This window comes from Pseudomonas ceruminis (assembly GCF_021602025.1).
Taxonomy (GTDB): domain Bacteria; phylum Pseudomonadota; class Gammaproteobacteria; order Pseudomonadales; family Pseudomonadaceae; genus Aquipseudomonas; species Aquipseudomonas ceruminis.
Map to the genome: position 1 here is coordinate 265,509 of NZ_BQHW01000003.1, position 13,959 is coordinate 279,467.

Consider the following 13,959-nt stretch of genomic DNA (forward strand, 5'->3'; position numbering starts at 1 on the left):
ATGGCCCAGCGACGTGGGCCATGGCGGGTGACGATCAGCGGCGGCGGAACAGCGGCAGTGGTTCGTCAGTGGCAGCCTGGTAGGTCACCGAGAAGTCCTTCAAGCCTTGCAGCGCATCTTCAGGGTTCTTGTCGGCGCGGATGGCGAACGCATCGAAGCCGCAACGGGCCATGAAGAACAGCTGGTCGCGCAGTACGTCGCCAATGGCCCGCAGCTCGCCCTTGAACTTGTAGCGGTCGCGCAGCAGGCGCGCATTGGAGTAACTGCGCCCGTCGGTGAACGCCGGGAAGTTAAGGGCGATGACCTGGAAGTGCTGCACGTCTTCGCCGATTTCTTCGGCCTGTTCATCGCTGTCCAGCCACACGCCCAGGCCGCCGTCGCGGGCCTTGAGTACATGGGCATGGTCGCGCCACAGTTGCAGCGGGACGATGTAGTCATCGCAGTTGGTCAGTTCGTCGAGCGTGGTTTCCTTGGGCAGCAGGTGCCAGGTCTCGTCGACGATCTGGTTGTTCTTAATGATTCGCTGCATAGACGCGTTCCTTGAAGGGGTCGATGCCGATACGCTGGTAGGTATCGATGAAACGTTCTTCCTCGGTACGTTGTTCCACGTACACGGCGATCAGCTTCTCGATCACATCGGCCATGTCATCCTGGGCGAAGGACGGGCCGAGAATCTTGCCCAGGCTTGCGTCGCGCGCGGCATTGCCGCCCAGTGACACCTGGTAGAACTCTTCGCCCTTCTTGTCCACGCCGAGGATGCCGATATGGCCGACGTGGTGGTGGCCGCAGGCGTTCATGCAGCCGGAGATGTTCAGGTCGAGCTCGCCAATGTCGAACAGGTAGTCCAGGTCGTCGAAACGGCGCTGGATGGATTCGGCGATCGGGATCGACTTGGCGTTGGCCAGCGAGCAGTAGTCACCGCCCGGGCAGCAGATGATATCGGTCAGCAGGCCGATGTTCGGTGTGGCGAAGCCACTCTCGCGCAGCTCCAGCCACAGCGCGTGCAATTGGCGTTGCTCGACGTCCGCGAGGATGATGTTCTGCTCGTGCGAGGTCCGCAGGAAACCGAAACTGTAGCGCTCGGCCAGGTCGGCAACGGCGTCCAGTTGCTTGTCGGTCAGGTCGCCAGGGGCAACGCCGGTGGGCTTGAGCGACAGGGTCACGGCCACATAGCCTGGGCGTTTGTGGGCGCGGGTGTTGCGCGAGCGCCAACGGGCGAAGCCCGGGTTTTCAGCGTCCTGGGCACTGTAGTCGACATTGTCCAGGGGCAGGTAGGCCGGGTCGACGAAGTGGCGCGAAACGCGCTGCAGTTCTTCTTCGGTCAGGGTGGAGCTGCCGCCACGCAGGTGGACCATTTCGGCCTCGACCTTTTCGGCGAACACTTCCGGCGTCAGTGCCTTGACCAGGATCTTGATCCGCGCCTTGTACTTGTTGTCACGGCGACCGTAACGGTTGTACACGCGCAGGATGGCATCGAGGTAGCTGATCAGGTCCTGCCACGGCAGGAATTCATTGATGAACGAACCGACCACTGGGGTACGGCCCAGGCCACCGCCGACCAGTACACGGAAGCCCAGTTCACCGGCCGCGTTGCGCACAGGCTCCAGGCCGATGTCGTGCACTTCGATGGCGGCACGGTCTTCCTTGGAGCCGTTGATGGCGATTTTGAACTTGCGTGGCAGGTAGGCGAATTCTGGGTGGAACGTGGTCCACTGGCGAACGATCTCGCACCAGGGGCGCGGGTCGATGATTTCGTCTGCGGCAACGCCCGCGAACTGGTCGGTAGTGGTGTTGCGCAGGCAGTTGCCGCTGGTCTGAATCGCGTGCATTTGCACGGTGGCCAGCTCGGCAAGGATGTCCGGGATGTCTTCCAGCGCCGGCCAGTTGTACTGCACGTTCTGACGGGTGGAAATGTGGGCGTAGCCCTTGTCGTAGTCGCGAGCGATCTTGGCCAGTGTGCGGACCTGGCGGGCGTTCAGCTGGCCATAGGGCACGGCGACGCGCAGCATCGGCGCGAAACGTTGGATATACAGGCCGTTCTGCAGGCGCAGAGGGCGGAATTCTTCTTCGCTCAGCTCACCGGCCAGGTAGCGGCGGGTCTGATCACGGAACTGCTTGACGCGGTCCTCGATGATCCGCTGATCGTACTCGTCGTATACGTACATAAAAGTCCTGTCTCAGGCATGCAGCTATTCGCGCGCACGGCCGCGCACTCCGGTTCGGAGCCGGGGAACGATATCAGGTTGCGTTTATGCGCTAAAGTGATGTTTTTGCATATGAAAAGAACCAAACGGACTAAGTGAGACTGACTGGCATTTGTTCGTCATTCGGTGCCATGTGTTTATACTCGCGTGTTTGTTGCAAGGGGTGTAACCGCATGCTCAAGGCGCTTTGCCAAAGCTTGTGCCTGAGCCTGCCGCTGGCAGCTGGCGCACATGCCGCTTCAGTGGTTTTCCTAAACCCTGGGTTGCCCAATGAGGCATTCTGGGCGAGTTATTCGCGCTTCATGCAGGCGGCCGCCGACGACTTGGGTATGACCCTGCAGGTGGCGTACAGCGAACGCAACGCCGGGTTGGCACTGACCCAGGCACGGGCAGTGCTCGACGGCCCGCAACGTCCAGATTATTTGGTGCTGGTCAACGAGCAGTATGTAGCCCCGGAGATCATCCGTTTGTCCCAGGGCACGGGGGTCAAGTTGTTTTTGGTCAACAACGGTTTGACCGCCAGCCAGGCGCAGAGCGTCCAGGCGCATCCTGAAAAGTATGCCCCGGTGCTGGGTGCGCTGACCACCAACGATGAGCAGGCCGGTTACCAGATGCTGCACCAGATGGTTGCGTTGCTGCCGCGCAGCGATGGCCCGGTGGACTTGGTGGCGTTCGCCGGGGTCAAGACCACGCCGGCTTCGCAGCTGCGCGAGGCGGGCATGCGCCGGGCCCTGGCCGACTTTCCTCAGGTGCGTTTGCGCCAGGTGGTTTACGGTGGCTGGAGCCGTCAGCGTGCTTTCGAACAGGCGCAGGTACTGCTTGAGCGTTATCCGCATACTCAGTTGGTGTGGTCGGCCAACGACGAAATGGCCTTCGGTGCCATGCAGGCGTTCGAGGCCGCCGGGCGCAAGCCGGGGCGTGATGTGGTGTTCAGCGCGATCAACAGCTCCCCCGAAGCCTTGCGTGCGCGTATCGACGGACGCCTGGGTGTATTGATGGGCGGCCACTTCAGCTTGGGGGGCTGGGCGATGGTCATGCTGCATGACGACGCTCTGGGGCTCGAGATCAACCGTGATGGCCAGCGCGAGCACACCGTGCCAGCCCTGCAGTTGATCGACCAGGCCAAGGCCCGGCGCTGGCTGAAGCTGCTCGAACAAGACGGGCATGGCGTTCACTTCCAGCCCTACAGCGCCGAAGGGCGCCCAGCCGATTATCAATACCCGTTCCTGACGTCCCCCATGGCGTACTGAAGACCAACCAGCGTGCGCTCATCTTGGGTATCAGGCGTCATTCGTCGATTGTGCGGGGCGCCCGCTTGAGAGCTGGGCGGTGCTCGTCTTAACTGCTGGGTGTGAAGTGCATTCCCATAACCACTACAAGAGGCAATGCAATGGGAAACTCAACCAAGGTCCGCAAGGCTGACAGCAGTGTTGATGCCTGGGCGATACTGTGCCTGATCGTCCTGGTGGTGGTCACTGCCGTGTATTGGGTCAGCCACCAGTAACCTTCGTGACAAGACCGTGATGCAACCAGGCCGCCCGCGCAATGGACTTGCGTGGGCGGTTCGCGTTTTAGCGGGCGGTCAGGTGCATGGCCAGTTGTACAAGGCCTATCAGCACCAGAATGAAAACCAGGGTGAACAACGTGCCCAGCACGATGAAGTGGCTGGCTTTGCCGTGGGTGAAATCGCGCGCGCGGTTCTTGCCGCTTTGCACACCGAAGGCGGCGGCGAGGATGCTGTGCAGCATTTGCCACAACGTAGGGGGCTTGCCTTGGCTTGAGTCGTCCATGGTGGCTCCTGAGCTGTATCAGAGGCAATCAGGGACATTGTAGGTGAAAGCGCCGGCACCATTGCCCGCTTGTGCCTTCAGAGGGACTGGAACCTGGAGTTAACGCGGTGGTTGGCACCGGCTTGGCCGGTATTCGCGGGCACGCCCGCTCCCACAAGGGTGGACTGCCCCCAAGAAGTTGGACACTGATCCAACCTTGGGGGCTGTGGGCGCCGAGGATGAGGCCGGGGCGGGCTCAGCTGTCGTAACCCAGGTTCGGCGCCAACCAGCGTTCACTCACACCGACCTCCTGGCCTTTGCGCGCGCTGTAGCTGTCGATCTGGTCCTTGTCGACCTTGCCCACCGCAAAGTACTGCGCTTGCGGGTGCGCGAAGTACCAACCGCTGACCGCTGCCGCTGGGAACATGGCGAAGTGCTCGGTCAGGAACACGCCGCTGGCCCCGGTTTCACCAATCGCAGTGCCATCGAGCAGGCGGAACAGCGTGGCCTTTTCGGTGTGGTCCGGGCAGGCCGGGTAGCCAGGGGCGGGACGGATGCCGCTGTACTGCTCCTTGATCAGCGCCTCGTTGTCCAGGTGCTCGTCGCGGGCGTAACCCCAGTGCTCTTTACGTACCTGTTCATGCAGCCATTCGGCGCAGGCCTCAGCTAGGCGATCGGCCAGGGCCTTGACCATGATCGAGCTGTAGTCGTCGCCTTTGTCCTGGTACGCCTTGGCCACTTCCTCGGCACCGATGCCTGCGGTGGTGATGAAACCGCCCACATAGTCGGTTACGCCGCTGCTTTTCGGCGCGACAAAGTCAGCCAGGGAGAAGTTTGGCTTGCCGTCGGGCTTGATGGTCTGCTGGCGCAGGTGGTGCAGGGTGGCCAGCGGCTGGCCATCGTCACCATAGACTTCGATGTCGTCGTCGGCCACCTGGTTCGCGGGCCAGAAACCGAACACCGCGCGGGCGCTGATCAACTTCTCGTCGATCAGCTTGTCGAGCATCTCCCGGGCATCCTTGTATAGCGAAGTGGCCGCTTCGCCGACCACTTCGTCGGTGAGGATGCGTGGGAACTTGCCGGCCAGGTCCCAGGAGATGAAGAACGGGGTCCAGTCGATGTACTCAGCCAGGGTACGCAGGTCGATGTCTTCCAGCACCTTGACACCGGTAAAGGTGGGCACCGCCGGCTGGTAGCCGGCCCAGTCGTATTTCGGCTTGGCCGCCACTGCCTGGGCATAGCTCAGGCGTTCGGTGCGGGCACTGCGGTTGGCGGTGCGTTCACGTACTTCGACGTATTCCTGGCGGGTCTTTTCCACGAAACCTGGCTTGAGCTCCCTGGACAGCAGTTGGGTGGCCACGCCCACGGCGCGCGAGGCGTCGGTAACGTAGATGACGGCATCGTTGCTGTACTTGGGCTCGATCTTCACGGCGGTGTGCGCCTTGGATGTGGTGGCGCCACCGATCATCAGTGGCAGCTCGAAGCCCTGGCGCTGCATTTCACGGGCAACGTGGACCATTTCGTCCAGCGACGGGGTAATCAGGCCGGAGAGGCCGATGATGTCGCATTTCTCGTCGCGGGCGGTTTGCAGGATTTTCTCCGCCGGCACCATCACGCCGAGGTCGACGATGTCGTAACCGTTACAGCCGAGCACCACGCCGACGATGTTCTTGCCGATGTCGTGCACGTCACCCTTGACCGTGGCCATCAGGATCTTGCCTTTGGCTTCAGGCTTGTCACCTTTCTCAGCTTCGATGAAGGGGATCAGGTGGGCCACGGCCTGTTTCATCACCCGCGCCGACTTGACCACCTGGGGCAGGAACATCTTGCCGGCACCGAACAGGTCGCCGACCACGTTCATGCCGCTCATCAATGGCCCTTCAATGACCTCGATTGGGCGAGCGCACTGTTGGCGGCATTCCTCGGTGTCCTCGACGATGTGCGCGGTGATGCCCTTGACCAGGGCATGTTCCAGGCGCTTGCCAACGGGCAGCGAGCGCCAGGCTTCGTTCTCGACTTCCTTGGTGGCGCCGCCGCCTTTGTAGTCATCGGCGATGGCCAGCAAGGCGTCGGTGCCTTCCGGCGTGCGGTTGAGCACGACGTCTTCGACCTTTTCGCGCAGGTCGGCTGGAATCTCGTCGTAAATCTCCAGCTGGCCGGCGTTGACGATACCCATGGTCAGGCCGTTGCGGATGGCGTGGAACAGGAACACCGAGTGGATCGCTTCGCGTACCGGGTTGTTGCCGCGGAACGAGAACGACACGTTGGACACCCCGCCCGAGCTCAGGGCATGGGGCAGGTGGTCACGGATGTAGGCACAGGCCTCAATGAAGTCGACGGCGTAGTTGTTGTGTTCTTCGATGCCGGTGGCAACGGCGAAGATGTTCGGGTCGAAGATGATGTCTTCCGGCGGGAAGCCCACTTCGTTGACCAGGATGTCGTAGCTGCGCTGGCAGATTTCCTTCTTGCGGGCGGCCGTGTCGGCCTGGCCGACTTCATCGAAGGCCATCACCACCACCGCAGCGCCGTAGCGCTTGCACAGGCGGGCGTGGTGCTTGAACTGCTCGACGCCTTCCTTCATGGAGATCGAGTTGACGATGCCCTTGCCCTGGATGCATTTGAGGCCGGCCTCGATCACTTCCCATTTGGAGGAGTCGATCATGATCGGCACGCGGGAAATGTCGGGCTCGCCGGCGATCATGTTGAGGAAGCGCACCATGGCAGCCTGGGAGTCGAGCATCCCTTCGTCCATGTTGATGTCAATTACCTGGGCGCCGGCTTCGACCTGCTGCAGGGCGACTTCCAGGGCCTCGGTGTAGTTCTCTTCGCGGATCAGGCGGGCGAATTTGGCGGAGCCGGTGATGTTGGTGCGCTCGCCGACGTTGACGAACAGCGACTGGCGATCGATGGTGAACGGCTCAAGGCCCGACAGCCGGCAGGCTTTGGCGATCTGCGGAATCTTGCGTGGCTTGTACTTGGCCACGGCTTCGGCGATGGCCTGGATGTGCCCTGGGGTGGTGCCGCAGCAACCACCGATGATGTTGAGGAAGCCGCTGGCAGCAAACTCTTCGACCACGGCAGCCATCTCGGCCGGGGTTTCGTCGTACTCGCCGAAGGCGTTCGGCAGGCCGGCGTTGGGGTGGGCTGAAACATGGGTGTCGGCCTTGGTCGACAGTTCTTCGAGGTACGGGCGCAGGTCCTTGGCGCCCAGTGCGCAGTTCAGGCCTACGGAAATCGGCTTGGCATGGCGCACCGAGTTCCAGAACGCTTCGGTGGTCTGGCCCGACAGGGTACGGCCCGAGGCGTCGGTGATGGTACCGGAGATCATGATCGGCAGTTCGATGCCGTCGTCCTCGAACACCTGCTGCACGGCGAAGATCGCCGCCTTGGCATTGAGGGTGTCGAAGATGGTCTCGATCAGGATCAGGTCGGCGCCGCCCTCGATCAGCCCGCGGGTGGCTTCGATGTAGTTCTCCACCAGCTCGTCGAAGGTAACGTTGCGGTAGCCAGGGTCGTTGACGTCCGGGGAAATCGAGCAGGTACGGCTGGTCGGGCCGAGCACACCGGCAACGAAGCGCGGCTTGTCCGGGGTCTCCAGGGTCTTGGCATCGGCCACCTGGCGGGCGATGCGTGCGCCCTCGACGTTCAGTTCGTAAACCAGCGACTCCATGCCGTAGTCGGCCTGGGAAATCTGCGTGGCGTTGAAGGTGTTGGTTTCGAGAATATCGGCGCCGGCATCCAGGTAGGCTTTCTCGATGGCAGCGATGACATCGGGGCGGCTGAGCAGCAGCAAATCGTTGTTGCCCTTCACGTCGCTTGGCCAATCGGCGAAACGCGTGCCACGATAGTCGTGTTCCTCGAGGCGATAACTTTGGATCATAGTACCCATACCGCCGTCGAGGATCAGAATGCGCTCATTGAGTGCGTGCTGGAGTGCTTGGAGACGAGCGCTGCGGTCGGACATAGGAACTACCTGGTCGGGCGAAATCAGAAGGTGCGGAATCATATCAAAGCTGCGCGGTTTTTAGGCGCATCAGCCAATTGCATGAATTTCGTTCATGTTGAGCCCAAAGCACCCAAGAACGACCAGGCAATCGTGATAGCTTTCAGAACCCAGGACTTTCGGCACATGGTGCAGCGTATTCTTGTCGTCGCCTTCGCCCTGCTCATCAGCGGCGCGGCGTTCGGGCAAGCCCCCCAATCAAGCCCGGCAATCTCCTACACTCGGGATATTCAACCGATCCTCACAGAGAAATGCGTGGCCTGCCATGCCTGCAACGATGCTGCCTGCCAATTGAAGCTGGAAAGCCCGGAAGGCGCGGTGCGCGGCGCGACCAAGGTACCGGTGTACCAGGGTGAACGGAGCCAGGCAGTGCCCACCACACGGCTGTTCTACGACGCTCACAGCGAAGGTGAGTGGCGCAAGAAGGGTTTCTACTCAGTGCTCGACAACCAGGGCAGCCAGGCCGCGCTGATGGCGCGGATGCTGGAGCTGGGGCACAAGACGCCGCTGACCCCCAACGCAAAGCTGCCGGACGAAATTGTCCTGGGCCTGAATCGCAACAATATGTGCCCGTTGCCCCATGAGTTCGACGCCTATGCCGGCGCGCACCCTAAGGAGGGCATGCCGTTGGCGGTCACTGGGCTAACCGACCCGGAATACCAGACGCTGCAGCGCTGGCTGGCCGCGGGTGCGCCGGTCGAGTATCAAGCGATCACGCCGAGCCCGGTAGAGGCCAGGCAGATCGCTGATTGGGAAGAGTTGCTCAACCGCCCGGGCTCCACCGAAGCGTTGGTGGGCCGGTGGCTGTACGAGCACCTGTTCCTGGCGCACATTTACTTTGTCGGCGGCGAGCAGGGCCACTTCTTCCAGTGGGTGCGCTCGCGCACGCCCAGTGGCCAGCCGGTGGACCTGATCGCCACCCGTCGCCCCAACGACCCGCCAGGCACCGACTTCTACTACCGCTTGATCCCGGTGCAGGGCGTGATCGTTCACAAGACCCACATCACCTACCCAATGGGGCCCCAAAAACTCAAGCGCGTGAAGCAGCTGTTCTACGCTGGCGACTGGCATGCCACCGCATTGCCAGGTTATGGCCCGCGTCATCGGGCCAACCCGTTCGAAACCTTCGAGGCGATCCCGGCGGTGGCGCGCTACCAGTTCATGCTCGACAACGCCGAATACTTCGTCCGCACCTTCATCCGCGGCCCGGTGTGCCGTGGCCAGATCGCCACCGACGTGATCCGTGACAACTTCTGGGCGCTGTTCCAGGAGCCGGCCCACGACCGTTACATCACCGATGCCGAATACCGTGGCCAGGCCACCCCGCTGCTGGCCATGCCGGGGCAGATCGACGATGTGGGCAGTGTGCTCACCCTCTGGCATGCCTACCGCGACAAACGTAACGAATACGAGAAGCTGCGCCGTGAAGCCTATGCGCAAATGCCCGCGCCGGGCTGGTCGAGCTTGTGGGCCGGCAATGACAATGCGTTGCTGAGCATTTTCCGCCACTTCGACAGTGCGTCTGTAACCAAAGGCCTGATCGGCGACGTGCCGCTGACAATGTGGCTGTTCGACTATCCGCTGTTCGAGCGCACCTACTACCAGCTGGCGGTCAATTTCGATGTGTTCGGCAACGTCTCGCACCAGTTGCAGACTCGCCTGTACTTCGACCTGATTCGCAATGGTGCCGAGGTCAACTTCCTGCGCCTGATGCCGGCCGACCAGCGTGGCGCGATCCTCAGCGACTGGTACCAGAACAGCGGCAAGGTGAAGATGTGGCTGGACTATGAAGACATCGACACCGATACCCCAAGCGGTATCAAGCTCGACCCGCGCAACCCCAAGCGCGATTTCGGCCTCAAGCTGGTACAGCGCACCGGCAGCCTGAATGCCGCACCCGACCCGATCAACCGCTGCCAGGGCGCATACTGCTCACGGCCCCAGATGAGTGAAGAGTTCCGTAACGTCGAGCAATCGCTCAGCCGTCTGGTGTCCCGTCCGGCTGCCGGGCTGAAAGTGATCAACCAATTGCCAGAGGCAACCCTGCTGCGTATCGAAGGGCAGGGTGGCCAACGCCAGGTCTACAGCCTGTTGCGCAACCGTGCCCACAGCAACGTCGCCTTCCTGCTCGGCGAAGCCTACCGCTACCAGCCGGGCCTGGACACCTTGACTTTGTACCCCGGGGTGCTCAGCAGTTACCCGAACTTCATCTTCAACATCCCTGCCAGCGACGTGCCGGAGTTTGTCGAGGACATGGAGTATGCACGCGACGATGCGGCCAGGTTCGAGCGTATCGTCATGCGGTGGGGCGTGCGCCGCAGCCACCCGCAGTTCTGGCACTACTTCCATGACCTGAACACCTACATCAAGGAGACCGAACCGGTGGAGGCCGGCGTGCTGGACATGAACCGCTACGAGAACCTCTGATCGGTTGGCCTGACCTTTCCGATACGACTGCGGTCAGAAAGGTTGGGTGGTCCGGGGCTGCTTGCAGCCCATCGCCGCTTTCGGCGATCGAACGCACCGCGTTCGCCAAGGCCTCAATGCACCGGCAATCGCAGGGTATTACATGCTGTATTCGCTTCAGGCACTGCGGGCGTTCGCCGCCTGGGTGGTGGTCTGCCACCATTTCATGCAGATCTTCTTCGACTTCCATGCCACCGGCCCCATTGGCCAGTTGCTCGCCGACCGGGGCGCGGTGGGCGTGGACATCTTTTTCGTCATCAGTGGGTTGGTGATCTACCTGTCGACCCGCGACAAGCCCATCGAACCGCGGCAGTTCCTGCTCAATCGGGCGCTGCGTATCATCCCCGCCTACTGGTTCTACACGGCACTCATGGCGGTGGTGCTGCTGGCGTTCAGTCAGTGGATGCCGCACCAGGAGTTCGCCTGGCGCCACCTGTTGCTGTCGATGCTTTTCATCCCGGCGCAAAACCCTGGGGGTTATGGCTTGTACCCCACCCTGAACGTGGGTTGGACGCTTAACTTCGAGATGTTTTTCTACCTGCTGTTCGGCCTGGCCTTTCTGGTTCGCCAGCGCCACCACCTGCTGCTGGTGACGGCGGCGTTGCTGCTGGTCAGCGAGGTGCTTGGCCGCCTGGGGGTGCTCAGCCACTTCTACAACAACGGCATCATCTACGAGTTTCTGTTGGGTATCGGCCTTGGTGTGCTGTATCGGCGTGGCCTGGTGCGCGAGGGGTTGTGGCTGCCACTGGTGGTGCTGGTCGCTGCGGGGTATGCGATCTACCACCTCGATGCGTCACAACGCCTGCTGCACTGGGGCGTGCCGAGCGCGCTGGTGGTGCTGGCATTCATCGCCCTGGAACCGTACTTCCAGGGCAACCGTGTGCTCAAGGCACTGGGTGACTGCTCCTACTCGGTGTACCTGATTCACGTGCTGGTGCTGTATGCGGGCTGGTTCGCCAGCGAGCGCCTGCACCTGAATCCCTACCTGGTATTCGCCCTGTGCGTGCCGTCCATTGGACTAATGTCGTGGTTCAGCTACCAATGGCTGGAGCGTGGCCTGTACCGGCGGATGCAGGCATGGCTGGCGCAACCACGGCAGCAAAGCCCGGCATTTGCGCTTTCCCGAGTTAAATACTAGGACTTTGTTCACAGGCCAGGTTGGCGTACACTTGGCCGCAAGTCTGTGAGGAACTTCCATGAGCGCTATAACCATTACCGACGCCGCCCATGATTACCTGGCTGATCTGCTTTCCAAGCAGAACACGCCTGGCATCGGCATTCGCATTTTCATCACCCAGCCGGGCACCCAGTACGCCGAGACGTGCATTGCCTATTGCAAGCCGGGCGAAGAGAAGCCTGACGACACCGCCGTGGGTCTGAAGAGCTTTACCGCCTACCTCGACGCCGTCAGCGTGCCGTTTCTGGAAGATGCGCTGGTCGATTACGCCACCGACCGTATGGGCGGCCAGCTGACCATCAAGGCGCCGAATGCCAAGGTGCCGATGGTCAATGAAGACAGCCCGATCAACGAGCGCATCAACTACTACCTGCAGACCGAGATCAACCCGGGGCTGGCCAGCCACGGTGGTCAGGTGAGCCTGGTGGATGTGGTTGACGACGGCATTGCCGTGCTGCAGTTCGGTGGCGGTTGCCAGGGCTGCGGCCAGGCCGACGTTACCCTGAAAGACGGTATCGAGCGCACCCTGCTCGAGCGTATTCCGGAACTCAAGGGCGTGCGTGACGTTACCGACCACACCCAGAAGGAAAACGCCTACTACTGATCCGGTGTCGTGGCGCACATCTAGCAACAATCTGTTACGGATTCAACCCCTGCGACAACAGGCCGCAGCCCGTGTTTAAAGGGCTGCAGGCCATCACCGCCTTCGTCGGGTAGAAGCCCTCGAGGTGTCATGCCAGAATGCCCCGGTTTTTCGGCCGGCCCGTCCCGAGGGCCGGCACCTTCCCTGTAAAGGATGGTTCCATGAATGATCTGTTGACCCGGCGCGCAGTTGTCGCTGGGATGGGCGTTCTCGGGCTCGGCCTGTTGGCGGGTTGCAACCCGGCACGGGGGCTTGAGTTCAAGTACGGCAAGAACATGAGCAACGAGATCCTCGGGCGCAAGTTCCGCCTGAAGGATACCAAGGGCAACGACGTCACCCTGTCCAGCTTCTACGGCAGCATGCCGATGATCTTCTTCGGTTTCACCCAATGCCCGGCGGTCTGCCCGATCACCTTGGCGCGGGCGGTGCAAATCAAGAACCTGCTCAAAGGCCGCGATCGCCAACTGTTCCAGGTGGTGTTCATCACCCTGGACCCGGAGCGCGACACCCCCGAAGTGCTCGACGCCTATGTCAAGGCCTTCGACCCGTCGTTCACTGCGCTGACTGGCACCCCGGAGGAAATCGCCGAGGTCGCCAAGGAGTTCAAGGTGTTCTACGAGAAGGTTCCGGCCGGTGACACCTATACCATCTCTCATTCTTCCACCAGCTACGTCTACGACACACGTGGCACCCTGCGCCTGAGCCTGGGCCATTCCCTGAACGCCAAGGAATGCGCCGAAGACCTGGTCACCCTGATGGAGATCTGCTGAATGTCGATGCAACCGATCAAACGCGGCCTGGCTGCCCTGGCACTGATGGGCCTGGCCCTGCCGGCCCTGGCCCAGACCACAGTGAGTGATGCCTGGGTTCGTGCCAGCGTGCCGCACCAGCAGTCCACCGGTGCCTTCATGACCTTGACCGCCAGCAGCGACAGCAAGCTGGTGAGCGTGGCTTCGCCCGTGGCCAAGACCGTGCAGGTGCACGAGATGACCATGAACGGCGACGTGATGGGCATGCGTGAGGTGAAGGCTGTCGAGTTGCCAGCCGGCAAGGCCGTGACCCTGGACCCCAATGGCCTGCATGTAATGTTGATGGGCCTGAACAATCAGGTGAAGGAAGGCGAGAAAGTGCCACTGACCCTGACCATCGAGGATGCCAAGGGGGCCAAGGAAACCCTCGACGTGCAGGCCGAAGTGCGTCCGCTCAACGCCGAGGCTGGCGGTGGGCATGACCACATGCACATGAAGCACTGATAAGTTTGAACGGGGCGGCCTGTGGGAGCGGGCTTGCCCCGCGAACCGCTTAATCGCGTTGCCGCCTTCGCCTGCAAGCCCGCTCCCGCGCCGGTCGCTGCTTCAGTCAGCTGCGAAACTTGGGCAGCGGCCTGTCGAGTGTCAGCGACGTCAGAGTCTTTCGAACCTGGGCCTCATCGGCCTCCAGCGCCTTCAGGCTTGCGCGGATCTTGCCTGCGGCGGGCACATCGCCCTGCCGGTCGATCCAGTCGGCAATCTCCTTGCAGGCACTGTTCAGGCAGGCCTGGCGCTGGTTCATCAGCGACAGGAGGGTGGTGAGCTCTCTTTCGGACATGGCAGGATCCTCCATTCAGCCTTGTCAGTGTAGCAGAGGGTTGGTGGGCTTCTACTCCCCTGGCAAAACGCGCTGAGGTCGTGGCAAAGACTCGCTCTGGCAACGCTGTA

Annotated in this window: 11 protein-coding genes; 6 read left to right on the forward strand and 5 right to left on the reverse strand. The window is 61.8% G+C overall.

The genetic code is table 11. From position 1 onward, the window contains the following. Positions 1 to 34: 34 nt before the first annotated feature. Positions 35 to 529 (reverse strand): DUF934 domain-containing protein, encoded by a 495-nt coding sequence (locus L6D80_RS05385; protein ID WP_054901491.1) that lies wholly within the window; start codon positions 527 to 529, stop codon positions 35 to 37. Beyond that, complete coding sequence (locus L6D80_RS05390; RefSeq protein WP_054901492.1) at positions 513 to 2,165, reverse strand: nitrite/sulfite reductase; 1,653 nt, start codon at positions 2,163 to 2,165, stop codon at positions 513 to 515. Before L6D80_RS05390 ends, L6D80_RS05385 begins: the two co-directional genes overlap by 17 nt. A gap of 212 nt (positions 2,166 to 2,377) precedes the next feature. Between L6D80_RS05390 and L6D80_RS05395 the strand changes: the two genes are divergently transcribed. Further along, positions 2,378 to 3,454 (forward strand): ABC transporter substrate-binding protein, encoded by a 1,077-nt coding sequence (locus tag L6D80_RS05395; protein WP_054901493.1) that lies wholly within the window; start codon positions 2,378 to 2,380, stop codon positions 3,452 to 3,454. A gap of 321 nt (positions 3,455 to 3,775) precedes the next feature. Here L6D80_RS05395 and L6D80_RS05400 read toward each other — a convergent pair whose 3' ends face one another. Further along, a complete protein-coding gene (locus L6D80_RS05400; protein ID WP_054901494.1) occupies positions 3,776 to 3,994 on the reverse strand; it encodes a DUF2970 domain-containing protein in 219 nt (72 codons plus the stop codon). Positions 3,995 to 4,229: 235 nt separating this feature from the next. Then, on the reverse strand, positions 4,230 to 7,937 hold the full coding sequence (gene metH / locus L6D80_RS05405; RefSeq protein ID WP_054901495.1) for a methionine synthase: 3,708 nt from the start codon (positions 7,935 to 7,937) through the stop codon (positions 4,230 to 4,232). Positions 7,938 to 8,102: 165 nt separating this feature from the next. Here metH and L6D80_RS05410 point away from each other — a divergent pair, with 165 nt between their 5' ends. From L6D80_RS05410 to L6D80_RS05430, 5 genes are all read left to right on the forward strand, one after another. Further along, entirely contained in the window at positions 8,103 to 10,403 is a 2,301-nt protein-coding gene (locus L6D80_RS05410; protein WP_176512867.1) for a fatty acid cis/trans isomerase, read from the forward strand. A gap of 142 nt (positions 10,404 to 10,545) precedes the next feature. After that, entirely contained in the window at positions 10,546 to 11,580 is a 1,035-nt protein-coding gene (locus L6D80_RS05415; RefSeq protein ID WP_176512868.1) for an acyltransferase family protein, read from the forward strand. Positions 11,581 to 11,638: 58 nt separating this feature from the next. Then, complete coding sequence (gene nfuA, locus L6D80_RS05420; RefSeq protein WP_054901497.1) at positions 11,639 to 12,223, forward strand: Fe-S biogenesis protein NfuA; 585 nt, start codon at positions 11,639 to 11,641, stop codon at positions 12,221 to 12,223. 200 nt (positions 12,224 to 12,423) lie between these two features. After that, complete coding sequence (locus tag L6D80_RS05425; RefSeq protein WP_054901498.1) at positions 12,424 to 13,032, forward strand: SCO family protein; 609 nt, start codon at positions 12,424 to 12,426, stop codon at positions 13,030 to 13,032. Next, positions 13,033 to 13,515 (forward strand): copper chaperone PCu(A)C, encoded by a 483-nt coding sequence (locus L6D80_RS05430; protein WP_054901499.1) that lies wholly within the window; start codon positions 13,033 to 13,035, stop codon positions 13,513 to 13,515. Between the two features lie 106 nt (positions 13,516 to 13,621). On the opposite strand, the gene L6D80_RS05435 is transcribed toward L6D80_RS05430, so the two are convergent. Further along, positions 13,622 to 13,849, reverse strand: coding sequence for a hypothetical protein (locus tag L6D80_RS05435; protein WP_024717704.1), 228 nt, complete (start codon positions 13,847 to 13,849; stop codon positions 13,622 to 13,624). Positions 13,850 to 13,959: the final 110 nt, after the last annotated feature.